Source organism: Xanthomonas prunicola, from assembly GCF_025266575.1.
Taxonomy (GTDB): Bacteria; Pseudomonadota; Gammaproteobacteria; order Xanthomonadales; family Xanthomonadaceae; genus Xanthomonas; species Xanthomonas prunicola.
Window position 1 is genome coordinate 4,547,825 of sequence record NZ_CP096142.1, and the last position, 24,558, is coordinate 4,572,382.

General features: G+C 60.2%; 21 protein-coding genes and 2 tRNA genes. 19 read left to right on the top strand and 4 right to left on the bottom strand.

Going from position 1 to position 24,558, the window contains the following annotated elements; all coding sequences use genetic code 11:
• Positions 1-62: 62 nt before the first annotated feature.
• Both nadC and M0D43_RS19475 read right to left on the bottom strand, forming a co-directional pair.
• Positions 63-950 carry a carboxylating nicotinate-nucleotide diphosphorylase gene (gene nadC / locus M0D43_RS19470; protein ID WP_252162666.1) on the bottom strand — a complete coding sequence of 296 codons (888 nt, stop codon included), beginning with the start codon at positions 948-950 and terminating at the stop codon, positions 63-65.
• Positions 947-1,216, bottom strand: a complete 270-nt coding sequence (locus M0D43_RS19475) for a Trm112 family protein (RefSeq protein WP_252162667.1) — start codon at positions 1,214-1,216, stop codon at positions 947-949. The genes nadC and M0D43_RS19475 overlap by 4 nt, the downstream gene beginning before the upstream one ends.
• Positions 1,217-1,274: 58 nt before the next feature.
• On the opposite strand from M0D43_RS19475, the gene purE reads away from it, so the two are divergent.
• Both purE and M0D43_RS19485 read left to right on the top strand, forming a co-directional pair.
• Positions 1,275-1,778, top strand: coding sequence for a 5-(carboxyamino)imidazole ribonucleotide mutase (gene purE / locus M0D43_RS19480; RefSeq protein WP_101361418.1), 504 nt, complete (start codon positions 1,275-1,277; stop codon positions 1,776-1,778).
• Positions 1,775-2,920, top strand: coding sequence for a 5-(carboxyamino)imidazole ribonucleotide synthase (locus M0D43_RS19485; RefSeq protein WP_252162668.1), 1,146 nt, complete (start codon positions 1,775-1,777; stop codon positions 2,918-2,920). The genes purE and M0D43_RS19485 overlap by 4 nt, the downstream gene beginning before the upstream one ends.
• Positions 2,921-3,056: 136 nt before the next feature.
• Here M0D43_RS19485 and M0D43_RS19490 read toward each other — a convergent pair whose 3' ends face one another.
• Positions 3,057-3,635, bottom strand: a complete 579-nt coding sequence (locus tag M0D43_RS19490) for a superoxide dismutase (protein WP_252162669.1) — start codon at positions 3,633-3,635, stop codon at positions 3,057-3,059.
• A 121-nt stretch (positions 3,636-3,756) separates the two neighbouring features.
• Between M0D43_RS19490 and grxD the strand changes: the two genes are divergently transcribed.
• The 12 genes from grxD to M0D43_RS19550 all read left to right on the top strand — a co-directional run bounded on the left by grxD (position 3,757) and on the right by M0D43_RS19550 (position 18,127).
• A complete protein-coding gene (gene grxD / locus M0D43_RS19495) occupies positions 3,757-4,077 on the top strand; it encodes a Grx4 family monothiol glutaredoxin (RefSeq protein ID WP_101361415.1) in 321 nt (106 codons plus the stop codon).
• Complete coding sequence (locus tag M0D43_RS19500) at positions 4,074-4,817, top strand: SDR family NAD(P)-dependent oxidoreductase (protein ID WP_252162670.1); 744 nt, start codon at positions 4,074-4,076, stop codon at positions 4,815-4,817. Before grxD ends, M0D43_RS19500 begins: the two co-directional genes overlap by 4 nt.
• A complete protein-coding gene (locus M0D43_RS19505) occupies positions 4,814-5,413 on the top strand; it encodes a YhgN family NAAT transporter (protein WP_064508074.1) in 600 nt (199 codons plus the stop codon). Before M0D43_RS19500 ends, M0D43_RS19505 begins: the two co-directional genes overlap by 4 nt.
• Before the next feature lie 631 nt (positions 5,414-6,044).
• Complete coding sequence (locus M0D43_RS19510) at positions 6,045-9,305, top strand: TonB-dependent receptor (RefSeq protein ID WP_252162671.1); 3,261 nt, start codon at positions 6,045-6,047, stop codon at positions 9,303-9,305.
• Between the two features lie 103 nt (positions 9,306-9,408).
• The gene (gene ppnN, locus M0D43_RS19515; protein ID WP_252162672.1) at positions 9,409-10,794 is read left to right on the top strand and encodes a nucleotide 5'-monophosphate nucleosidase PpnN; all 1,386 of its coding nucleotides are present in this window, start codon (positions 9,409-9,411) and stop codon (positions 10,792-10,794) included.
• 171 nt (positions 10,795-10,965) lie between these two features.
• The gene (locus M0D43_RS19520) at positions 10,966-11,481 is read left to right on the top strand and encodes a GspH/FimT family pseudopilin (RefSeq protein WP_252165129.1); all 516 of its coding nucleotides are present in this window, start codon (positions 10,966-10,968) and stop codon (positions 11,479-11,481) included.
• Positions 11,478-11,954: a type IV pilus modification protein PilV gene (gene pilV / locus M0D43_RS19525; RefSeq protein WP_252162673.1), complete on the top strand. Its 477-nt coding sequence runs from the start codon at positions 11,478-11,480 to the stop codon at positions 11,952-11,954. The genes M0D43_RS19520 and pilV overlap by 4 nt, the downstream gene beginning before the upstream one ends.
• The gene (locus M0D43_RS19530) at positions 11,951-13,117 is read left to right on the top strand and encodes a PilW family protein (protein WP_252162674.1); all 1,167 of its coding nucleotides are present in this window, start codon (positions 11,951-11,953) and stop codon (positions 13,115-13,117) included. Before pilV ends, M0D43_RS19530 begins: the two co-directional genes overlap by 4 nt.
• Positions 13,118-13,120: 3 nt before the next feature.
• Positions 13,121-13,627: a pilus assembly PilX family protein gene (locus M0D43_RS19535; protein ID WP_252162675.1), complete on the top strand. Its 507-nt coding sequence runs from the start codon at positions 13,121-13,123 to the stop codon at positions 13,625-13,627.
• Positions 13,628-13,637: 10 nt separating this feature from the next.
• Positions 13,638-17,534 carry a pilus assembly protein gene (locus tag M0D43_RS19540; RefSeq protein WP_252165130.1) on the top strand — a complete coding sequence of 1,299 codons (3,897 nt, stop codon included), beginning with the start codon at positions 13,638-13,640 and terminating at the stop codon, positions 17,532-17,534.
• Between the two features lie 12 nt (positions 17,535-17,546).
• Entirely contained in the window at positions 17,547-17,996 is a 450-nt protein-coding gene (locus M0D43_RS19545) for a type IV pilin protein (protein ID WP_260812233.1), read from the top strand.
• 54 nt (positions 17,997-18,050) lie between these two features.
• Positions 18,051-18,127: transfer RNA gene (locus M0D43_RS19550), tRNA-Asn, on the top strand.
• 46 nt (positions 18,128-18,173) lie between these two features.
• Here M0D43_RS19550 and M0D43_RS19555 read toward each other — a convergent pair.
• Positions 18,174-18,716, bottom strand: a complete 543-nt coding sequence (locus M0D43_RS19555) for a GspH/FimT family pseudopilin (RefSeq protein WP_252162677.1) — start codon at positions 18,714-18,716, stop codon at positions 18,174-18,176.
• A 139-nt stretch (positions 18,717-18,855) separates the two neighbouring features.
• On the opposite strand from M0D43_RS19555, the gene uvrB reads away from it, so the two are divergent.
• The 5 genes from uvrB to M0D43_RS19580 all read left to right on the top strand — a co-directional run bounded on the left by uvrB (position 18,856) and on the right by M0D43_RS19580 (position 24,486).
• A complete protein-coding gene (gene uvrB / locus M0D43_RS19560) occupies positions 18,856-20,877 on the top strand; it encodes an excinuclease ABC subunit UvrB (RefSeq protein ID WP_252162678.1) in 2,022 nt (673 codons plus the stop codon).
• Between the two features lie 94 nt (positions 20,878-20,971).
• Positions 20,972-21,046, top strand: a tRNA-Val gene (locus M0D43_RS19565).
• A 739-nt stretch (positions 21,047-21,785) separates the two neighbouring features.
• Complete coding sequence (locus M0D43_RS19570; protein WP_078584021.1) at positions 21,786-22,028, top strand: hypothetical protein; 243 nt, start codon at positions 21,786-21,788, stop codon at positions 22,026-22,028.
• 36 nt (positions 22,029-22,064) lie between these two features.
• The gene (locus tag M0D43_RS19575) at positions 22,065-23,738 is read left to right on the top strand and encodes a type IV secretory system conjugative DNA transfer family protein (RefSeq protein ID WP_252162679.1); all 1,674 of its coding nucleotides are present in this window, start codon (positions 22,065-22,067) and stop codon (positions 23,736-23,738) included.
• Between the two features lie 337 nt (positions 23,739-24,075).
• Positions 24,076-24,486: a TcpQ domain-containing protein gene (locus M0D43_RS19580; RefSeq protein WP_101361402.1), complete on the top strand. Its 411-nt coding sequence runs from the start codon at positions 24,076-24,078 to the stop codon at positions 24,484-24,486.
• The last annotated feature ends 72 nt before the right edge of the window (positions 24,487-24,558 follow it).

The window sequence follows — 24,558 nt, forward strand, 5'->3', positions numbered from 1 at the left end:
GCAGATCCTGCACGGAAACGATCGCAGCAGGCTGCCAGAGCCGGCTGCGCGCACGCGTGAAATCAGCGCGTTGGCGGCGGGCCGAGTTTGAGCGACAGATCAACTGCCTGCACGTGCTTGGTGAGCCCACCAATCGAAATGCAGTCCACGCCGTCTTCGGCAATTGCGCGAATGCCGGCCAGATCCACGCTGCCGGAGACTTCCAACGGAATGCGTCGTTCGGGTGGCAATGCGGCAACGATACGCACCGCTTCGCGGCGCATGGCCTGGTCGAAGTCGTCGATCAGGATGCGCGTGCAGCCAACCTGCAATGCTTCATGCAGTTGCTCCAGCGTTTCCACTTCGACCACCAGCGGCAGCTGCAGTTGCTGCGCGCGTGCGGCATGCACGGCAGCGCTCAACGACCCGGCTGCACGGATGTGATTCTCCTTGAGCATCACCGTATCGAACAGGCCGATGCGGTGATTGTCGCCACCGCCGCAGCGCACGGCGTATTTCTGCGCGGCGCGCAGGCCTGGCAGCGTCTTGCGCGTGTCCAGGATGCGCGCATGCGTCCCGGCCACGGCAGCCACATAGGCCGCCGTGGTGGTGGCCGTGGCAGACAGCGTCTGCATGAAATTGAGCGAAGTGCGTTCGGCACTGACCAGGCTACGGCTGCGCCCTTGCAGCAGCGCGAGCACCGTGCCGGCAGCCACGTGCTGGCCTTCGTGTACCTGCCAATCGATGTGCACTTGCGGGTCGAGCGCGCGGTGGGTGGCATCGAACCAGGGGCGGCCTGCGATCACCGCATCCTGTTTGCACAGCAGGTACGCGCTGTCTGCCTGGTCGGGCAATAGCGCGGCGGTCACATCGCCGCTGCCGATGTCTTCGGCCAGGGCGCGCGCCACATCGGCTTCGATCGATTCGGCGGGCGGCGCGACCGGCACGTTGGTGTGCACCGGTAGGCTCACTTCTCGGGGAAGTCGGCGACTTGCGTGGTGGCGATAGCCTCTTCGGCCAGCAGCACCGGGATGCCGTCGTCGACGCGGAAAATCTGCTTGCGGTCGCGGGTGATCAGCGCTTCGCGCAGCGGTTGGGTTTGTGCGGCGCCGTCGGCGCGCTGCAGGGTTCCGCCGGCAATGGCGGCGTTGAGTGCTTCCAGGCCCTTGCCGTCGAGCAGCGAAAGCGGCTGGCGGGTGTCGGGCGAGCACAGCAGGTCGAGCAATTTGCGATCCATCGAAGTCTTGTCTTGCGTGGAGATTGGCTAGAATACGTCTTTACCGCAGGGCAGGGCCATGACCTCCAACCACTCCGCGCCGCTGGTCGGCATCGTGATGGGCTCCCGTTCGGATTGGGAGACGATGCAACACGCAGCTCAGAAGCTCGACGCGCTGGGCGTGCCGTACGAAGTCAAGGTGGTCTCGGCGCACCGTACCCCGGATGTATTGTTCACCTACGCCGAGCAAGCCGGCGAGCGCGGCTTGCGCGCCATCATTGCCGGTGCCGGCGGCGCGGCGCATCTGCCGGGCATGCTGGCGGCCAAGACCGCCGTGCCGGTACTCGGCGTTCCGGTGCAGTCGAAGGCGCTCAACGGCATGGATTCGCTGTTGTCGATCGTGCAGATGCCAGCCGGCATTCCAGTGGCTACCTTCGCCATTGGCAATGCGGGTGCAGCCAACGCGGCGTTGTTTGCTGCGGCCATGTTGGCGCCCGAGCAGGCGCAGATCGGGCAGGCGCTGGCGCAGTTCCGCGCCAAGCAGACCGACGATGTGATGGCCAGCGACGACCCGCGCCAATGAGCACTGTCGGCATTCTCGGTGGCGGCCAGCTGGCGCGCATGCTGGTGCTGGCCGGTGCGCCGCTCGGCATACGCTTTGCGGTATTCGATCCGGCGGCCGACGCCTGTGCGGGGCAGGTGGCGCCGCTGCAGGTCGGTGCGTTCGACGATGCTGCGGCACTTGCCGCATTCGCCGAACAGGTGGATGTGATCACCTTCGACTTCGAGAACGTGCCGGCCACCAGCGCGCAGCAACTTGCCGCGCAGGTGCCGGTGTACCCGAGTCCGGCTGCGCTTGCAGTTGCGCAGGATCGGCTCAGCGAAAAAACCTTGTTCCGGGAGCTCGGCATTCCGGTGCCGGAGTTTGCCGCGATCGACGACCGGCCTGGCCTGGATGCAGCGCTCGCGCGTATCGGCACGCCGTGCGTGCTGAAGACGCGCCGCTTTGGCTATGACGGAAAGGGCCAGTTCCGCATCAAGACGCTCGCCGATGCCGATGCAGCGTGGGATGCACTCGGCGCGCAGGCAGCGCACGTCGGATTGATCGTGGAAGCCTTTGTGCCGTTTCAGCGCGAGGTGAGCGTGGTCGCGGTACGCAGGCGCGATGGTGAATTCCGCGCCTGGCCGTTGACCGAAAACTGGCACGTGGACGGTGTGCTGTCGGCCAGCCTGGCACCTGCAAGCGTGGATACGGCACTACAGGCCGTGGCGGAATCGCATGCACGTGCAATAGCGGAAAAGCTCGATTATGTCGGCGTGTTCGCGTTGGAACTGTTCGTACGCGACGGTGAGCTGCTTGCCAACGAAATGGCGCCGCGCGTGCACAACTCCGGGCACTGGACCATCGAAGGTGCCGAGACCTCGCAGTTCGAAAATCATGTGCGCGCGGTGCTCGGTTTGCCGCTCGGCAGCACCGCGATGCGCGGGCATGCCTGCATGCTCAACTGGCTGGGCGCGATGCCGGACGCTGGCGCATTTTTGGCAGTGCCCGGCGGGCATTGGCACGACTACGGCAAGCAGGCGCGCGATGGCCGCAAGGTGGGGCACGCGACGTTGCGTGCGGAGACAACGCAGGCGCTTGCAGCGGCGGTAAGCGATGCAGGTGCGGCGTTGCTGCGCGATGCGCAAGTTCTGCCGGTGATTGCGCGCTTGAACGAAGGGTGATGCGGGCAGCGCATCGGCGGTGAGTCAGCGCTGTGTAAGGCGTTTTCCGCAATGACGCGCTGGTGCCGGGTTCGAGAACGCTCGGAACTTCGTTGGCAGATGAGCCAGTCTCCACCTGCCAACGGAAGCTGGGCGGTCAGCCCAGCCGGCTTGCGACAAAATCCCAGTTGACCAGCTTCCAGAAAGCATCCAGGTATCGCCCGCGATCCTGCTGGTAGTCCAGGTAATACGCGTGTTCCCAGATGTCGCAAGCCAGTAGCGGAATGTCCGGCCCGGTCAGCGGGGTGGAGGCATTGGGTGTGGCGACCACTGCCAGCGCGCCGTCAGGGCGCTGAACCAGCCACACCCAGCCCGAGCCGAAGCTGGTCAAGGCCACGCGATTGAATTCTTGTTTGAAATGCACGAAGTCGCCAAAGCATTTGGCGATGCTGTCGCCCAGCTGTCCAAGCGGCTCGCCGCCAGCGCGCGGACGCAGGCACTGCCAGTAGAAATTGTGGTTCCACACCTGCGCGGCGAGATGAAACAGTGTGCCCTGCGCCTGCGCGATGATCTCTTCCAGCGTCAGCTCGGCAAATTCGCTGCCTTCGATGCGCGCGTTGAGCTGTTCCACCTCGCTGCGGTGACAGACGCCGTGGTGCGCCTCCAGTGTTGCGCTGGACAGATGCGGCTCCAGGGCAGTGCGGGAGTAGGGCAGTGCAAGGTGTTCGATCGGCATGATGGCAAGGGCAGCGAAGGGAGTGCGGCGACAGGTCGCGTTGAAGGCTTACAATGCGCGCCTTTGCGGAAGTCTATCCGACCCGGCGGTCGGGCCTGCCGCTCCCAGTCAGGAGAGTCCAATGCCGGTGATGGAACGGATCCAGGCCGAAGTCGAACAACACCCGATCGTGCTGTTCATGAAAGGCACCCCGCACTTCCCGATGTGCGAGTTTTCCAGTCGCGCTGTGCAGGCCCTGGTAGCCGCCGGCGCAGATCAGCTGCGCACGGTCAACGTGCTCGAAGAGCCGGAGATACGCGCCAATTTGCCGCGCTATTCCAACTGGCCGACCTTCCCGCAATTGTTCATTCATGGCGAACTGATCGGCGGGTGCGACATCACGCTGGAATTGTTTGAAGCCGGCGAGCTCAAGCGCATCGTCAGCGAAGCGTACCAACCGTGAATGCGGCACAGGCCCAGCCTCAAACAGCGGCCTTGTCGGGTTGCGTGGTGCTGATCACCGGTGCTGCCGGCGGCCTCGGCGCCGCAGCGGCGCAGGCATGCGCAGCCGCGGGCGCCACGGTGGTCTTGCTTGGGCGCAAGCTGCGCCCGCTGGAGCGCGTATACGACGCGGTTGCAGCGCTGGGTACCGAGCCGCTGCTGTATCCACTGGATTTGGCCGGCGCCACGCCGGACGACTACGCCACACTCGCGCAACGGTTGCAGGCTGAGCTCGGTGGTCTGCATGGCCTGCTGCACTGCGCCGCCGACTTTGCCGGCCTGACGCCAGCCGAACTCGTCGCACCTGCGGATTTCGCGCGCACCTTGCACGTCAACTTGATTGCGCGCGCGTGGCTGACCCAGGCATGCTTGCCGCTACTGCGTCAGCAGCACGACGCGGCAGTGGTATTTGTAGTGGACGACCCGGCGCGCGTCGGCCAGGCCTACTGGGGGGCGTACGGCGCCGCCCAGCATGCGCAGCGTGGCCTGATCGCGAGTTTGCATCATGAAACTGCCGCTGGCCCTGTCCGCATCAGCGGTCTGCAGCCCGGCCCGATGCGCACCGCATTACGCGCACGTGCTTTCACCCATCACGAAGACAGCAACGCAGTCGATGCCGCACGTTACGCACCTGCATGCGTCAGCGTGTTGTCAGCTGCTGGGGCGACACATCGCGGTGCGATCTGGAGTCCATCGGTATGACCATTCTTTCAGCGGCGCTGCTGCTGTTTCTGATTCTCGACCCGCTGGGCAACATCCCGGTGTTTCTCAGCGTTCTCAAGCCGTTGCCGCCCAAGCGCCAGCGCTTCGTGCTTGCGCGTGAACTGCTGATCGCCCTGTGTGTGTTGATGGCGTTCCTGTGGGGCGGCAAGTACGCGCTGGAGCTGATGCATCTGCGCCAGGAATCGGTGGCCATCGCCGGCGGCATCGTGCTGTTCCTGATCGGTATCCGCATGATCTTCCCGCGGCCCGAAGGTCTGATGGGTGAAATCCCCGACGGCGAGCCCTTCATCGTGCCGCTGGCCATCCCGCTGGTGGCCGGCCCGTCCGGAATGGCTGCGGTCATGCTCATGGGCAGCAACGAGCCCACGCGGCTCTGGGACTGGAGTCTGGCGCTGATGATCGCCTGGATCGGCGCCTCGTCGATCCTCGCCTCCGCACCGCTGCTGTACAAACTGCTCGGACACCGCGCCCTGACGGCCATCGAGCGCCTGATGGGCATGCTGCTGGTCGCCATCTCGGTACAGATGTTCCTGGACGGCCTGGGTACGTATTTCAAGCTGCCGGTATCGATCTGACGCGCTGCTGGGAGAGGGGATTCCCTGGGTACTGTCGCGTGCGTGCGTGCGAGAGCGTGCACCGATGGGTGGTTCTCAACCCACGCTCGCCTTGCGTTCCTGTGCTCAGTGCCCACGGTGCAGGCGGATGACCAGCGCAACAACTCGCCAAAAGTCGACAAGGCTGCCGTGGCCGGTGGTGGAGACGAGGTCGTTGTTCGCCATTTGCCACCGTCTTGGGGTGCAGCTACTCGTTTCGGCAACGCCGCAGTTGGGTGTCATATTCCGAAGTGCAAGCGGCATGTGACGTCGACATGCGCCGCGCGCGTGCAATGCGCGAATGCAGCCGTTTGATCGCTGCGCTCCTTTCCGCATGCTTCAACTGCTCTAAAGCTGCGACACATGTCGCTATCCTGCTGCGACCTTGCGCAATCTGGCGCTTACGCCATCGTCTGCGCAGTTCATGTTGCAGCGAGTGAAGTTTGTCACACCGCCGTCACAATCAGGCCTTAGCGTGTTAATCTGTTGTTAACCGTTGCGGCCGCAACCAGCCGCGCGACAAGGGACCCCAGATCATCGGCAGCCCACCCCGGGAACGGTTGGGCTGACTGCGCCTTTTTGTCACTGCCCAACCTGTATCGAGGCTACCGAAATGACCCACCCCCGTTGTCTCCGCATGTCCAAGCTGACGCTTGGCCTTGTCGCCGCGCTCGCCGCCGCTCCTGTGTTTGCCCAGAACACCTCTGCCGGCGTCGCTGGCGTGGTGACAAGCAGCGGCGGTCAGCCGGTGCCGAATGCCGAAGTCACCATCACGCACGTTGAGTCTGGCACGGTCAGCCGCGCTACTACGGATGCCAGCGGTCGCTACAACGCGCGCGGCTTGCGCGTGGGCGGCCCGTACACCATCACCATCACCAAGTCGGGTGAAGGTACAAAGACCGAAGAGGGCGTTTACCTGAACCTCAATCAGGTCAATACGGTCAATGCGGATCTCAAGGGCGATATCGCCGCCACCAACCTCGAAGCTGTCCAAGTGATGGCTGTAGCCGGTGGCTCGGACCTGTTCAGTGCCTACAAGATGGGCACCGGTACCAACGTTTCGCGCGAGACCATCGAGTCGCTGCCGTCGGTCAACCGTAACATTCAGGATTACATCCGTCTGGATCCGCGCATTTCGCAGGTTAGCAAAGCCGACGGTGCGATTTCCGTCGGTGGCCAGAACACGCGCTACAACGCCATTCGTATTGACGGTATCGGTGCAGGCGATCCGTTTGGTCTGGAATCCAACAATCTGCCGACTGAGCGTCAGCCGGTGTCCATGGATGCCATCCAGGAAATCAACATCGATGTCGCCAACTACGACACGACGATTTCTGGCGGTACCGGCGCAGTGATCAATGCGGTCACCAAGTCGGGTACCAACAAGTTCGGCGGCACGGTTTATTACGCGTACCGCGACAAGGACATGGTGCGCAAGGAACTGGAAGGCGTTCGTTTCAACGGTTTCGACGATGAAAAGACCTACGGCATGACGCTGGGTGGGCCGATCGTCAAGGACAAGCTGTTTTTCTTCGCCAACTACGAAAAGATGGAGCGCTCGGCGCCTGGCGTCAGCTTGGCTGATTCGCCCTATGGCAAGGGCACCATCACCGACGCCGACATCGCGCGCGCGCAGCAAATTGCCACTGGCTATGGTTTCGATGCAGGCTCGCTGAAGCAGCCGGCCAACAGCACCGAAGTCGAAGAATATGCGCTGAAGATCGACTGGAACATCAACGAAAATCATCGTGCTGCCGTGCGCTACAACAAGCTTGAGCAGAACGTCGTGCGCTTCCCGCAGATCAGCAACAGTGCTGTGTCGTTGAGCACCTTCTGGTACCAGCAGCCGAAGACCTACGAATCCTGGATGGGAGAGCTGTTCAGCGATTGGTCCGATAATTTCTCGACCGAATTCAAGCTGTCACGTAAGGAGTACTCCGCGATCCGCGAGCCGTATTCGACCCTTCCGCAGATCCAGGTGCGTGGCTTCGGTGGCACCACCGTCAACAATTCGTTGTACTTCGGTACCGAGCAGAACTCGCACGTCAACGCGGTGGAGAGCAAGGAACTGAGCGCCTTCGGTGCCGCCACCTGGTACGTGGGTGACCATACCGTCAAGTTCGGTTTCGATTACTCCAACAATGACCTGCTGAACTATTACGGCCGCAATCTCAACGGCGTGTACGTGTTCAACAACCTCAACGATTTTGCTGCAAATCGCGTCAACCAGTACATCGTGCGCGCACCGCGTCCGGGTGGCAGCTACGACGACATCCCTGCCGAGTACACGCTGAAGAATACCGGTTTGTTCCTGCAGGACAGCTGGGCGGTCAACAGCAACCTGACCGTGCAGGGCGGCGTGCGCGTCGATATGCCGGACTTCAGCGACCAGCGCCTGTACAACCCGCGCATCATGTCTTTGTACGGTTACGACAACACCCAGTTGCCCGACGACAAGCTGGTACAGCCGCGCTTCGGTTTCAACTACACCTTCGACAGCGACCGTCCGACCCAGTTGCGTGGCGGCCTGGGCCTGTTCGGCGGCGCTGCCCCGAACGTCTGGCTCGCTGGCGTGTACCAGAACACCGGTCTGAACTACACCGAGTACACGGTGAACAATCCTGTCGGTATCTTTACTCCCAACACCAATCCGCCGTATATCCCGAGCAGCGGCGCAGGGGCGCGTCAGAACGTAGACATCGCCGCGCCTGATCTAAAGCTACCGTCGGTATGGAAGACCAACCTGGCGTTCGACCACGAGTTGCCTTGGTATGGCATCGTTGCGTCCGCTGAAGTGGTCTATACGAAAGTTAATAACGCGATTTACCTGGAGCGTCTGGACCTCTATAACCAAGCCGGCGTCGGTGCAACGCGCATCGGCCAAGATGGACGTGAGCTGTACTGGAATGCAGCTGGTTACCGGCCCTCCACCGGGACCAATACTTCCGTACAAAACGGACAGAATCTTGGCGGTGGACTGGTCGTCAGCGGAAAGGCTAACCGCCCCAGCGACATGGGCGATGTCATGTTGATGCGCAATACCGACAAGGGCGACGGCAAGCAGTTTACTTTCGGTCTGAACAAGCCGCTGATCAACAACTGGGGTTGGTCGCTTGCGTATACCTATACTGCAGCAACGGAAGTCAGCCCGCTGACCAGCTCGCAGAACACCTCCAACTGGGGTGGCACGCTGATCGGTACGGCCAACGAGAACGTGGCCTACGACTCGCGCTACGCACTCAAGGACCGCATTACCGGTTCGCTTAACTGGAAGAAGGCGTTCTTCGGGAAATACAACACCAGCGTTGGCTTGTTCTACGAAGGCCGTTCTGGTCGTCCCTTTAGCTACATCTACTACAACGACATGAACGGTGATGCCGCCGCGACTTCTGGTAACGGCTACTTCAACGACCTGTTCTATGTGCCAAATGGACCTGGTGATGTGAAGTGGGTGGGTGGTGCTGCGATGGAGCAGCGGTTCTTCGACTGGCTAGCGAAAAATCCCGAACTGGCTGCTTACAAGGGTCAGATCGCACCGGCTAACGAGTTCCGCACCGGTTGGGTGAACAGCTTCGATGTGCACATCAGTCAAGAGTTGCCGGGCTTGTTCGAAGGCCACAAGACCGAACTGGCGCTGGACATCATGAACGTGGGTAACCTGCTCAACAAGAAGTGGGGGCGCATTGAAGACTATGGCTTCAATTCCACTGCTCGCGTTGCCAGTTACGCAGGTATCGATCCTACGACGGGGAAGTACATCTACAACTTCACCGGTACTACTGACGAGCCGACCGTGCAGGAAAACAATAACGACAAGGGCAATACCGGCGTTTCCCGCTGGTCAATGCAGTTGACCTTGAAGTACAAGTTCTAAAGCAACTTGAGAAGTAGGCGCCAGAAACGGCCGGGATCTCCCGGCCGTTTTCTTTTGTGCGGGTGAGTACGCTAAAGTTCCGTGCATACGACAGGAGCATGCTATGGAACTCAGCAGTACGGCAGCACGGGCGCTGCCGGTGGTGGATGCGCGGATTTATCCGCGTGGTGGTCTGGACGTGTTGTCCAAGGCGGAAGTGGCCCGGTTGCGCGATGCCTCCAGCGGCGGCATGCACGAATTGCTGCGCCGTTGCGCGCTGGCGGTGCTAACCAGTGGCAGCGCCTCGGACGACCCGCGCGCCGCGCGCGACCTGTATCCGGATTTCGACATCCAGGTGAACCAGCAGGATCGCGGCATCCGCATCGATCTGACCAACGCGCCGGCAATGGCCTTTGTCGATGGCGAGATCATCCGCGGCGTGGCCGAGCTGCTGTTCGCCGTTGTACGCGATCTCGCTTACATGGCCATCGAGCTCGAAGCGCAACGTGCCGACCTCGGCATCAGCGAAGGGATTACCAATGCCGTGTTCGGTCAGCTGCGCAATGCGCGCATCCTGCAGCCGTTGGACCCGAATCTGGTCGTGTGCTGGGGTGGGCATTCCATTTCGCGCGACGAATACCTGTACACCAAGCAGGTCGGCTATGAGCTCGGCCTGCGTGGGCTGGATATCTGCACCGGTTGCGGCCCGGGCGCAATGAAAGGCCCCATGAAGGGCGCCACGATCGCGCATGCCAAGCAGCGCAAACACAATACCCGCTACATCGGCGTCACCGAGCCCGGCATCATCGCCGCCGAATCGCCGAATCCGATCGTCAACCACCTGGTGATCATGCCAGACATCGAAAAGCGCCTCGAGGCCTTCGTCCGCATTGGACACGGCATCCTGGTGTTCCCGGGCGGGGTTGGCACGGCAGAAGAAATTCTCTACCTGCTCGGCATCCTGTTGCGCGAGGAAAATGCTGACTTGCCGTTCCCGTTGATCCTCACCGGCCCGACCGTCGCCGCACCGTACTTCGAGCAGATCGACCGTTTCATTCGGCTGACCCTGGGTGACGCAGCAGCCTCACGCTACGAGATCATCGTTGGTGACCCGGTCGCCGTGGCGCGCCGCATGGCCGAAGGGGTTCACCAGGTGCGCGCGCACCGCAAGGACCAGAAGGACTCGTATTACTTCAACTGGTCGGTGCACATCCCGCTCGAGTACCAGCAACCGTTCGAGCCCAGCCACGAAGCGATGGCCGCGCTGGACCTGCATCACGGCCGCCCGGCACCAGCCCTGGCCGCCGACCTGCGCCGCGCCTTCTCCGGCATTGTCGCCGGCAACGTCAAGGAAGACGGCATGCGCCGCATCGAGGAATTCGGCCCGTTCGAAATCCATGGCGCCCCGGAGATCATGCAGGCCCTGGACGAACTTCTGCGTGGCTTCGTCGACCAGCGGCGGATGAAGATCTCCGGGGACTACCGGCCTTGTTACCGGGTAGTGACCTAGGGCTCAAGAATATCCAAGCTCTAGCCGAAAAGTGGTAGGGGAAAGGTAAGTCGCTGGAAAGATTGTCTGACGCATACGTCGGTGACCCTGAAACAACCGTTCGTCCCCCTTCTGCTTGTTGCTAGGGGGGCGGGCGTAGCATCTTGCACACGTCACGCTGGGGAGCGTTCAATGTCTTTTCGCCGATCTGCCGGCTTTACACTCGTGGAACTCATGATCACGATCGTCGTGCTGGCGATCCTGCTCACCATTGCTTTTCCCAGCTTCCGCGGAACGCTTCGCTCCAATCGAGTCGCGAGCAGCGCCAACGAGACCCTCGGTCTGCTGTCAGTGGCGCGTAGTGAGGCCATTCGCAATCGCCGTGGTGGCGGTGTCTGCGGCAGTGCGTCCGGGACCGCGTGCGATGGCAACTGGGGTGCAGGGATGCTGGCCTGGGCCGATACAGATGGCGATGGTGCCTTCAAGACTGGCGATACGGTCCTACGCTTCGTTGCGATCGACGCATCGCTTACCAGTACCGGCCCGTCTGGCGCCGTCATTGCTTTCGATGGGCGGGGGCGCAGGGTCGCGTCGACAAATCAACAGATCACGTTGCAACCGATGACGTGCGATGGGCAGGCGCTGCGGCGCACCTTGTTCGTCAATGCCGCCGGCCAGATCACGTCTCAGAAGAGCGCCTGCCAATGATGCGTCTCCGTCCCTTCGTTTCGCCCTCTCGCACCAAGGGATTCAGTCTGCTTGAGGTGTTGATCGCGATCATCGTTCTCGCATTTGGTTTGCTCGGCTTTGCGCTGTTGCAGACGGCCAATGTGCGGTTCGTGCAGAGTTCTAACTACCGCACCCAGGCAACCAACCTGGCGTATGACCTGATGGACCAGATGCGAAGCAACCGCTTCCAGTCTGCCTGGTACACCGATGCCACCTTTGCCGCAAATAGCGTGACCGCAGCCAGTTGCAGCCGACCTCTCGGGAGCGTGGCCATCGCTGACAATATCGCGCGTTGGAAATGCCAGGTCGTGCGCGCATTGGGCGAAGGTGCCAGCGCAACCGTTCTCAATAATAACGGCCAGGTCACCGTTGGCATTAGTTGGGGAGACCAGCGCTGGGACGCCAATAATCCCAACGCCCAGACCACCTTTACCCTGGTGTCGCAGCTATGACGCGGCGGCCTCCTTCCAAGCGCGTCGCTGCGGGCATCAGCCTGATAGAGATGATGATCGCCATGGTGATCGGCCTTGTGCTGATGTTGGGAGTCATCCAGGTCTTTTCTGCGTCGCGTACCGCATCGATGCTTGCCGAAGGCAGTGCGCGCGCACAGGAAAACGGACGTTTCGCGATGGATTTCCTCCAGCGCGACATTCGCATGGCCGGACATTTCGGTTGCGTCAATGACCAGGCGCATTTCGTACGAGGGGAGGGCGATCCGGTGGTCACTACCGGCGCGGCCAGCGGCTCGGGTCATCCGCTAGATTTCAGCATCAGCGTGCAAGGCTACGAGGCGCCTAATACGACGCCTCCCGGGACCCTGAAGCTTGGAGATAACTGGGCAGTACCAGCGAATCTGCCAGCGTCGATCACCAAGCTCAATCCGCGCGGCGGCAGCGATATCTTGGTTCTACGTTTCCTAGCTCCGGAAGGTGTGCCAGTCACAACGTTGACCACCGGCAGCAACAGCGTCGTGGGCTTCAATGCCTCTGCCGGATTGCGTTTGACAGAGGGAGGGCAGGCGGCGCCGAACCTGTTCGGGGTTGCGGACTGCGCCCATGCCACGGTGTTCAAGGGGACCTATGCCAACGGCCAAGTCACTGCCACAGGAACCAATCTGTCCAATTACTCCACCCGTCCCAGTGGCCAGGCAATGCTCTATCGCGCGGAATCGCTGGTGTACTACGTCGGTACATCGACAACCTCGGGCGAGCCTGCGCTGATGCGTGCACGGTCCAATGGTGTCGACGACTATGGCACGCCGGAAGAGTTGGTCGAAGGAATCGAGAATATGCAGCTGCTGTTCGGCCTCGATCAGACCGTGAACATGTCCAATACCTCGCCTCCGGTGGGAAACATCAGCACACAGGCGATCGCGAGCGACGTATCCACTGCGGTCGATGCCACTGCTGCTGGCCAGTGGAGACGGGTCGGGCAAGTTCAGGTTGGCATCCTGGCGCGCAGTCCTGCACCTTCCACAGCCGAACGCCCGGCAACTGCGTTGAGTTATCCCAGTGCGTTGGGCGTCTCGTTTGCGCCGCCCACCCAGACGGATGGCCGCTATCGAATGACCTACGAATCCACGATCGCCTTACGCAATCGCCTGTTTGGGAATTGATCAATGAATGTAGCTCGCCGTCGTCCAATGCCTTCCCGCCCTCGTGGAGCAGTGCTCTATGTTGCCTTGATCATGCTGATTCTGCTGGCGCTGATCGGGATCGCCGGCATGCAAGTGGCAGGCATGCAGGAAAAAATGGCGTCCAATTATCTGGTGACCAATATCGCCTTCCAGAATGCCGAGGGCGTGACGCGTAGGAGCGAGCGGTCGATCGAAGCTATCGCCAATCGAAAGGCTGCCCCCGGCGATGCAACGGTGGCGGACACCGATATCCAGCAAAATTGCGATACCGTATTCGATCCGCTGGCTTGGGCCCGTAGCAAGGCCACGTCGGTAAGTCAGGCAATCAATGTGCGGCGCATCGACTCGTGCATCATCGGTGGGGGCTCGCTTGCGATGGGAGATCCGGTAGATCCGGTAACTCCTGTATATCAAATCACCACCTTCGCCAACGATGCGACGACGGATGCATCTTCGTCAGCGTCGATCGATTCCATCTTCAAGCTCTGAGGCCGTGAGCATGTCTCGTCGCACAGTTCGAACCGCTATCGCCTCCGTCATACTGCTTGTCGCGGTGGGTGGCTACTTCGTCTACAGCCTGATCGCGGCTCAGGGCCAGGGGGCTTTGGCACAGGCGCCACTGAACAATGCGACCTCGATACCGCCGGCATTCATCATTTCGGTGGATGATTCGAACTCGATGACGTTCGAGCGCATCTTCACCGGTGGTGATGGACGTCTGCAATGGACCGGCAGCAGCTTCTTCAGCTCAGCTGGTGTCTTCTATAACTCTAGCGAGGGATGCGCGAATAACTCAGCCGATTGCTATGTTTACTTGTATCCAAGCGACGGCTATAACGCCTCTTACTCGCCAGGTGATGCGGTGCCTCCGCTGGACGCGTTCGGGTTTGCCAGATCGCCCACCTATAATAAGAGCTACTACAATCCTGATGTGCTCTATCAGCCGTGGACACCTCCGACACAGGCTGCGGCGACGCTCAATCTCTGGCCAGCGGCAACATTTAGTCAGGCGCGCTTGGATCCGCGTAATCCAGCGGTCTATGGCACTGATTTCACCAAGGGATACAACATCACCTACAATCTTGCCTATCGCGAGGGAAATGATGAATTGTTCCAGTTCCTGACTGGAATGACGATACCTGCGGGGACGCGGTATCGGTCAAGTGCGCAGTCGTGTAATACTTTCGATAACAGAGGACGCCCTAATAACGATGGGTTGCCTAGTAGTGGTGGAAATTGGACGACACTAAATTCGTCCGTCAGGATTGCTTCAAATTGCCAGGTCCAGATCGGCTACGTCCCAGCGACCTTTTACCTGCCGGTCGATGCCCCAGCGCCGACGGGATACCTGACAAACGACGTCAATCGTCCGATCATTGCCAATGCATGTGGCCCGAACTGCAATATGCGCCGGTATCAGATATTGGCGGCAAATTACGGAACTAATACCGCTGCCTACACTGCTGCGCAGCAGAATTTTGCCAATTGGTTTCAATATGGTCGTAATCGCATTCTGTCGATCATAGGGTCGGCATCGCGCACATTGGCGGATGTCGACAAGATGCGGGTTGGTTATTTCACTATTAATAACCGCACTGACGTGACCATGTACGACATGAATGACGATGCCTCGCGGACGTCGCTCTTCGGGTTGATCTACCGACTCAAGCCGAACGGCGGTACGCCGAACCGTGTGGCCATCGATTTCCTGGGTAAGCAGTTCAAGCGAACCGGAGATAGTGCGCCGGTGGTGCGTGCATGTCAGAAAAATGGTGGCATGCTGTTCACCGATGGTTATACGAATAGCAATAATGTTGCTACAGGTTATGGTAATGCAGATTCAACCGGCACGGTGGATTTTCCTGCTTCGCCGTTTGCCGACAACTACAGCAATACGATCGCCGATATCACTGCCAGCTATTATTCCGGCGCATCTACGCCATTGGTAACTGGCCCGAGTTTTCCGGCAGGCCTTGTGCCCGTCGACGATAAGTGTGCGACGCTAGCCAAGACTTCTGCGGATTGGAAACGACTCGACTGCCAGAAAGATCTGCATATGAATTTTTATGCGATTACTTTAGGCGCGCAGGGAAATATCTACGAGGTCAATCAGGCGGCCACAAATGATCCTTATGCCAATGCTCCGGACTGGAATAGCAATGGCGATCCGGTCGCAGATGACGATGGTCGCGTCATCGACGAGCTCTGGCACGCCACGATCAATAGCCGCGGTCAGTTCATCAATGCCAAGAGCCCCGATGAAGTGACTGGTGCCATGCGTCGGGTGCTATCGGCTGCCAGTGCTGCCAATTCGCCGTCAGGAACGCTGGCCTTGACGGGCGCGCGTATCGGCGCGGGCTCCTTGACCGTGACTCCGGAATACCAGATCAGAAACAACGGTACCGATTGGTCGAGCAAGTTGAAAGTCAATCAGGCCACGGTCGATCCAGATACGCGGGAGGCGCGCTTTACGCCACTCTGGGAGGCATCTGCGCAGATGCCCGCTGCCAGTGCCCGTAATGTGTACTTCAACGATGGCAGCAATGTACAGAAGTTCGATGGCACTACGATCAGTTTGAGCGGCTTGTGCGGTTTGTCCAAGACCTTGTATCCCAGTCAAACGCTCTGCTCCCAAACGGACCTGACCAACCTTGGGGCAACAGCCGTAACTGCAGCCAATTATCTGCTGGGCGATCGGAGTGGGGAGATTCAGCAGGGTGGCAAGTTGCGCGACCGAACCACGGTGCTGGGCGACATCATCAACTCCGCACCGGTGATCAGTGCGCCGATCGACGACTACGGCTATCGCTCGCTAGGTAGTACGCTCGGAACCAGTTATGCCAACTACCTGAACAGCAAGCGTAGCAGTCAGGGCTATATGGTGTACGCGGGCGCCAATGACGGCATGTTGCATGCGTTCGATGGCGGCATGGACAGCGCCGGCGCTATCAGCGGCAGCGGCGGACGCGAACGCTTTGCATACGTGCCTGCGACGTCTTATGGCCATATGGGAAATCTGCTGCTGCCTTATCAAGCAAACAAAGGGAATGCCCAGCCGTTTGATCATCGCTACTTCGTCGATGGTCCGATCGCGGTGGGAGATACGTATTACAACAACGCCTGGAAAACGACCCTGGTGGGCACCACCGGGGCAGGCGGTCGCGGCGTCTTCGCATTGGATGTCACCAATCCGGCGGCCTTCGGTGCGGGTAGCCGCCTATGGGAGATCAACGATCTCAGCGGCGATGCCACCGTCCGCGCGAACATCGGTCATGTGCTCGGCAAGCCAGTCATCGTCCCGGTGCGCGCGGCCAATGGTGCGGTCAGCTGGAAGGCGATCTTCGGCAACGGCTACGATAGTGCTAGCGGCAAGGCGGTGTTGTTCGTGGTCGATATCGGAACCAACGCCACGCCGACCGTCCGTATGATCGAGGCAACGGAACCGGGAAGCACAATCAGCGGTCGCAACGGGCTCGGCAACATCGTTGTGCTGGACCGTATCGATAATGTGACTATCGACCCGGCGACCAATAAGCCGGCTCGCACCCGCGATGGGTACGCTGATACGGTCTATGCGGCCGACCTTCGCGGAGCGATCTGGAAGTTCGATCTCACCTCGACTGCAACGTCGGTCACCGTGCCGGCGTTCACGACGGGTACCTATGTCGAAGGTGGTCTGACCTACCGGCAGCCGATTACTGGCGGCCTGCAGGCTGCTTCTGGTGAGAACGGTGGTGTGCTGGTGCTATTTGGCACCGGTAGTTTCTCGTTCAACGACGACAGCCTACCGAGTTCGGCGCTCCAGACTCAAAGCTTGTACGGGCTCACTGATCAGGTCGATGGTGTGATTAGCACAACGCTGACCAGAGCAAATCTGACGCCATATTCGGTCAGTACGGCTGCCGCCGGTAGCACCCGCTCACTGCAAATTGGCACCGCGCCGTCAGGTTCGCTTGGTTGGTACGTGGATCTGCCCGCCGGTGAACGATTTGTGGGTTATCCGGAACTCGTGTCGGGAATCTTGTTCATGCCCACTTATTCGCCGCTCGCGATCAGCAGCGGGTGCAGCACCGATGGTGTGAACTGGTTGTTCGGACTGAATCCACGGACGGGTGTGGGTGCCCTATCTGGTGTGCGAATGGGCGGCATCGGTGGCTCCACGCTTGCCACCGGTTCGGCTGGAATCTCGCTCAATACTGGCGGCAATGCGCCGGTCAAAGACGTGGGTGTGTCGGTCGTGCCAAGGCTCGAGCCGAAGGTCAATCCCAAGGATGGTTCTGTGGCACCTACGGTGCCTGCAGGATCGGGCTGCTGGATGATCGTCAGCGTGGCTGGCGCCCCGCCCATGTATGTCCCTTATCCTTGCGGCCGCCAGTCCTGGCGCCAGCTTCAGTAACGGAGATTATCAATGCCCTTAGACCTGTCGCGGTCCCTGTCCATGCAACGTCGCCAGCGTGCTGGGGCCGGTGGCTTCACCTTGATCGAGTTGATGATCGTCGTCGCGATCGTCGGCATCCTGGCGGCTGTCGCCTATCCGTCCTATGCCGATCATATTCGCAAGTCTCGCCGAGCGCAGGCCAAGGCCGATCTGGTCGAATACTCGCAGTTGCTGGAACGCTCGCATACGACCAACAACACCTATGCCAATTTCAAGTTCGGAAACGGCTCGACGACCATCCAGTCGCCGCGCGAAGGTGGTACGGCGCAATACAACATCACGCTGGCGACCACGCAGTCGACCTTTACCTTGACCGCTGCGCCTCAGGGCAATCAGGCCAAGGACAAGTGCGGCACGCTGACGTTGAACCAAGCAGGGGTGAAGACGCCGAGTGCAACTACCACTCCAGGCTGCTGGTAGCTTCGTTACGAGGTGTTGCGCTGCTGCAAAGTTGCGTCTAGAATACGCCTCCCCGCCCGAATAGCTCAGCCGGTTAGAGCACTTGACTGTTAATCAGGGGGTCGTTGGTTCGAGTCCAACTTCGGGCGCCAAGATGTTAAAAAAGCCGCGACGTGTCGCGGCTTTTTGTTTGCCTGCTCATCGGGCCATGCAGCTCACAGAACTGGTGTAGCGGACGGTACGTGCTCTTCCCGAATTGTTGACCACCACGTCAGCGAGGCGCCGAGCGTTGCGGCATAGGCTGATGGTGATGTTCGTACCGGTGCTGCGGCCGTTCGGCAGGAAGCGAACGATTGCTCTTCCAGCGGTGCTGGTGATGTCGATGCCGCCGGAGGAGGAGGCATGCTCCACTCTGAGGACGGATACGGCGCTTAACGGCTGCCCGCCGCGCTCTGGGTCCTTAAAGAGGATCCATCCGCGGCTCCAGTCGCGATCTGTTCGGCAACGAGCCCCGTCCATAGAGGGGCAAATACTGACAGGCTCGCCTTGTGTAATGGCAAAACTTCTTGCCATCGCAAGATGTGCGGTCAGCACGTGGACGCGTGTGGTCGCTCGCTGCCACTCGATGAGACTTTTGAAGCTAGGCATACCGATGGCTGCACCGATCCCGATGATCGCCATCACGATGAGCAACTGGACTGCGGTGTACCCTCTCGCGCTCGAATAGCTTGCTGCACCCATGGCGCCGCTCCTTGAAGTGGAGCAAGCAGTCTCAACATTGATTGTCTGCCAGGGAACGCTGCCTCCACTTGCACGGCTGTCAGGGTTCTACCGATGTTGGCCTCCGTAAATTCGTGCAGCCTCCCCCGAGATCCGCTCCATGACCGACCGTTTTCAGCTCGTATCTCCATACTCGCCAGCGGGCGACCAGCCTGCAGCCATCGACAAGTTGGTGGCCAATTTCGAGGCCGGCCTGGCCAAGCAGACCTTGTTGGGGGTGACCGGTTCGGGCAAGACCTACACCATTGCCAATGTGGTCCAGCAGGTGCAGAAGCCGACCCTGGTGATGGCGCCGAACAAGACGCTGGCGGCGCAGCTGTACGGCGAGTTCAAGTCGTTCTTCCCGCACAACGCGGTCGAGTACTTCGTCAGCTACTACGACTATTACCAGCCAGAGGCTTACGTGCCGTCGTCGGACACCTTCATCGAGAAGGACAGTTCGATCAACGAACACATCGAGCAGATGCGTTTGTCGGCGACCAAGACGCTGCTGTCGCGGCGCGATTCACTGGTGGTGGCGACGGTGTCGGCAATCTATGGCCTTGGTGCGCCGGAAGACTATCTGTCGCTGCGCCTGATCCTGTCGGTTGGCGAGCATATCGATCAGCGCCAGTTGATCCGGCATCTCACCGATCTGCAGTACACCCGCAATGAATTCGAACTCACGCGCGGCGCCTTTCGCGTGCGCGGCGAGGTGCTGGATGTGTTCCCGGCCGAGTCCGATACCGAGGCTTTGCGCATTGAGTTATTCGATGGCGACATCGAGCAGCTGACGTTGTTCGATCCGCTGACCGGCGAGACCTTGCGCAAGTTGCAGCGCTACACCGTGTATCCGAAAACGCATTACGCAACGACGCGCGAGCGCACGTTGAGTGCGGTGGACACCATTAAAGAAGAGCTGAAAGAGCGCCTGGAACAGCTCTACTCGCAGAACAAGTTGGTCGAGGCGCAGCGGCTGGCGCAGCGCACGCAATTCGATCTGGAAATGATGGCCGAAGTGGGTTTCTGTAACGGCATCGAAAACTACTCGCGGCATCTCACCGGCAAGGCGCCCGGCGAGCCGCCGCCGACCTTGTTCGACTACCTGCCGCCGGATGCGCTGCTGGTCATCGACGAGTCGCACGTGACCATTCCGCAGATCGGCGCGATGTACAAGGGCGACCGCTCGCGCAAGGAGACGCTGGTGGAGTTCGGCTTCCGCTTACCGTCTGCGCTGGACAACCGTCCCTTGCGCTTTGAAGAGTGGGAAGCGCGGTCGCCGCGTAGCATCTACGTATCAGCGACACCGGGTCCATACGAGTTGCGCGAGTCGGCTGGTGAAGTCACAGAGTTGGTGGTGCGCCCGACTGGCTTGATCGACCCGGTAGTGGAGATCCGACCGGTCGGCACGCAGGTCGACGACCTCATGTCCGAGATTCACGAGCGCATCAAGCTCGGCGACCGCGTGTTGGTGACCACGCTGACCAAGCGCATGTCGGAAAATCTCACCGAGTACCTGGGCGAGCACGGAATTCGGGTGCGCTATCTGCACTCGGATATCGACACGGTCGAGCGCGTGGAAATCATCCGCGATCTGCGCTTGGGTAAGTTCGACGTGCTGGTCGGCATCAATCTGCTGCGCGAGGGCTTGGATATGCCGGAAGTGTCGCTGGTGGCGATCCTGGATGCCGACAAGGAAGGCTTCCTGCGGTCGACCGGTTCGCTGATCCAGACCATCGGCCGTGCCGCGCGTAATCTGCGCGGCAAAGCCATCCTGTACGCCGACAAGATCACGCGCTCGATGCAGGCGGCAATCGACGAGACCGATCGTCGCCGCGAGAAGCAGGTCGAGTACAACCTGGAGCATGGCATCACACCGAAGTCCGTCGAGCGGCCGATCTCCGACATCATGGAAGGTGCGCGCGAAGATGCAGCTGAGAAGAAGTCGGGCAAGGGGCGTTCGAAGTCGCGCCAGGTTGCCGAACAGACACCCGATTACCGCGCCATGAAGCCCGCGGAAATCGCCGGCAAGCTCAAGAGCCTGGAACAGAAGATGTATCAGCACGCAAAGGATCTGGAGTTCGAGGCCGCAGCTCAAATTCGCGACCAGATCCAGAAGCTGAAAGCGGCAAGTTTGGCCTAGGACAAGAGATATTCGGGTGCGGGGAGGGCTTGTGGTTCATGAATCCCTGCGCTAGAATGCGCGCCCTGCACAGTGCAATGCTGATGCAGGATTCGGGCGGTTAGCTCAGCGGTAGAGCACTACCTTGACATGGTAGGGGTCACAGGTTCGAACCCTGTACCGCCCACCACTCTAAGTCCAGATGGCAACGTGGCTTGAGTGGTTTCAACATCGGCAGCGACGTCTGCCACTGATGCCAAAATAATCTCAACTAAACGCTGCTGCGGTTTTGGCATGCGTTAGATGAGGCCTTCTGCAATCGAATCTCCAGTTTGCTGCGCTCACGCATGCTTCGTTGCGCTGCGCGTTGCGTATTGACCAGTGGTGCTGCCTGAAGTTGCGCTCTAGCACGGGAATTGGCTGGCTGCGGTTTAAGCGTTCCCGCTCAGGTGACCGGCGATGACCGAGCAATCTCGATCGTGCTCCTGTATATTTTTCGAAGGACGTGTCGCGGCTGAGCGGCGGATAGGGGATGCCAGCAGTGCCGTGCTCATGCACCGGATGGGTGAATTGCGGTCGCTGCTCTCTTCATCTTGGGAAAATGGGTTGATCGATGGCCAAGGGGTGTCAGTCAAGCGCCATGACGGGTCAGTGCTGTCCGCGCGACGGGGCCCTTCGTGCCGCAATCAGCGCAGCTGCCAGGCTGTCACTGTCTCCCCACGCAAAGGCGGGAGGCGGTCCACCTCTCCCGCTGCTCATGCGCGTCTCCGGAGGCGGCCGAAAGTGCCTCGTGTGTGGGAAATAAGTCCTCAATGTGGTGCTTCGACAGGCCAGCGCGATCCACCGCAGCCCAGTCCGCCGAAACCGCTTTCACCGTCACACGTCTTGCTTTAGCATCGCCACCGCGCTGACGGAAAGGAAGGCTGGCGATGGACGAATATCAGCACACCGTGCTGACCAGGGGAGGGTATCGTGTCGTGGCCATCACGCGCGATGAGGTGTATGCGCCCGACGCAGTCGTGGCATACGCGGTTGTGACCGATGCGGGCACGCGAATCACGCCGGATCTGTCCCTGGATCAGGCAAAGGTCTGGATCGATTCGCTAGTGGAAAGCGAGAGTGGCGGGCGCAAGTCCGATCTTGTCGACCATAAGCCCGTCGTGCGTCGCTAGACCGCCATCGTGATGCAAGCCTAAGGAGAAGGGCGCATGTCCAAACCCAAGATCATCGCAATCGCCACGCTGGTGACGTTGCTCGTTGGATACTTCCTGTCCGGCTATCTGACGCTGCTGTTGTTGCGGCTCGACACCGGTCTATACGCGTGGGACACCTACTACCGCTATTTCAGCGCGCTTGGGCTGCCCCAAGTGGCGCCTTACGCGACCAAGATCAAGAGTGCGGGCATGCTTGGATTCGGCCTGCCGGCACTGGTCTGGGCGATCACCGTCGTGCTCGTTGTGAAGCCCAAGGCGCGCGCCCTGCACGGCGATGCGCGCTTCGCCGGCGCCGCCGACCTGTCCAAGCATGGACTGTTCAAGCCCAGCGGAAACGGCATTGTCGTCGGCAAGTTCAACGGCAAGCTGGTGCGATTGAGCGGCCAGCAATTCGTGATTCTTGCTGCACCAACCCGTTCGGGTAAGGGTGTCGGCGTCGTCATCCCCAATCTGTTGGAGTATCAAGAGTCGATCGTCGTCCTGGACATCAAGCAGGAGAACTTTGACCTGACCAGCGGGTGGCGTGCCAGTCAGGGCCACGAGGTCTTCCTCTTCAACCCGTTTGCCGAAGACCGTCGCACCCATCGCTGGAACCCGTTGACCTATGTGTCGAACGACTCCGCGTTCCGCGTTTCGGATTTGATGAGCATTGCGGCGATGTTGTATCCGGATGGGTCGGACGACCAGAAATTCTGGGTGAGCCAGGCGCGCAACGCCTTCATGGCGTTCGCTTTGTACCTGTTCGAAAACTGGGACGAGGAGCTGTCGCTCGGCTTCCCAGGCGGGGCAGGGGCGCCCACGCTGGGCGGGATTTATCGCCTGTCCTCGGGTGACGGTACCGATCTCAAGAAATATCTGAAGTCGCTGTCCGAGCGACGGTTCCTCAGCAGCAATGCCAAGTCGGCCTTTGCCAACATGCTGTCCCAGGCGGATGAGACGTTCGCCTCGATCATGGGCACCTTGAAGGAGCCGCTCAATGCGTGGATCAACCCGGTGCTGGACGCCGCCACCAGTGCGGACGACTTCCTGCTCACGGATCTACGCAAGAAGAAGATGACCATCTACATCGGCATCCAGCCGAACAAGCTGGCCGAAAGCCGCCTGATCATCAATCTGCTCTTCAGTCAGATCATCAACCTCAATACCCGCGAACTGCCCAAGTCCAACCCGGAGCTCAAATACCAGTGCCTGTTGCTGATGGACGAATTCACCTCGATCGGTAGGGTGGACATCATCGCGACCGCGGTCGCCTATATGGCTGGCTACAACATCCGCCTGCTGCCCATCATCCAGAGCATGGCGCAGCTGGATGCGACCTATGGCAAAGATCTGTCGCGCACCATCATCACCAACCACGCCCTGCAGATCCTCTATGCGCCACGCGAACAGCAGGACGCCAACGACTACTCCGAGATGCTGGGCTATACCACCATCAAGAAGAAGAATGTCACCCGGGGGCGTGAGACCACGCATAGCGTGTCAGAGGAGCGTCGGGCGCTGATGTTGCCGCAGGAGCTCAAGGCCATGGGCAACGAGAAGGAGGTGTTCCTCTACGAGGGGATCCCGCACCCGGTGAAGTGCGACAAGATCCGCTACTACGAAGACCGTTACTTCACTGCTCGCCTCCTGCCGAAGACCGAAGTGAAAACGCTTACGATAAAATTGTGATGTATGCCGCACCTGGTGTGCGGACTAAGGGCTGTAATTCTTGACGGATCTGCTCGTTAAGGGCAAAGTTATCAAGAATTGGCAGGGTAGATGGATTTTGTACAGGGGAGCGGCGCTGGACGGGGCCGTACTGGAGTAGGGCTATGGATGGTTTGTCAATGTCTTCTTTTTCATCAGCAGCGAGCATTGCCAACTGGGGTGATTCAGTGGCTTGCGGGACTGTGAGTGGGCCATCAACGAAAAAAATTTTCCTCCGGTACCTGATGGTGTGCGGAGGCCTAGTGCTGTCCGGTGTAAGCCCAAAATTTCATGAGTTGGAGAAGTCAGAGTGAATCCGATGTATGTGTCCAAGCTGTCGTTGGTGCTAGTGGCTGCAGCATTGGTAGGCGCTTGCGCGACCAAGCCTGCTCCTGACTTTGGTGGTCGTTGGAAGCACGTCAACCACTTTGACGAGGCACCAACCGAGATCCCGCTCTATACCTCGTACACGTATCAGGCCACGCCGATGGACGGCACGCTGAAGACCATGTTGGAGCGCTGGGCCGCGGATTCCAACATGCAGTTGTCCTATAACTTGCCGTCGGACTACACCTTGATCGGGCCGGTTTCTGCAATCAGCACGACCAGCGTCCAGCAGGCCGCCACCGAGTTGAGTGCCGTGTACGCAGCCCAGGGAGTTTCGGTGTCGGTGTCTGCCAACAAGTTGCTCGTCCAGCCGGTGCCGGTGTCGTCTGGCGCAAAGCCTTAAGGACTGCCTTCTCAAATGCCCGCGACGCGTTGCGGCGATAGTTTCAGGCCTGACAAGGCCCCACGGTGACGG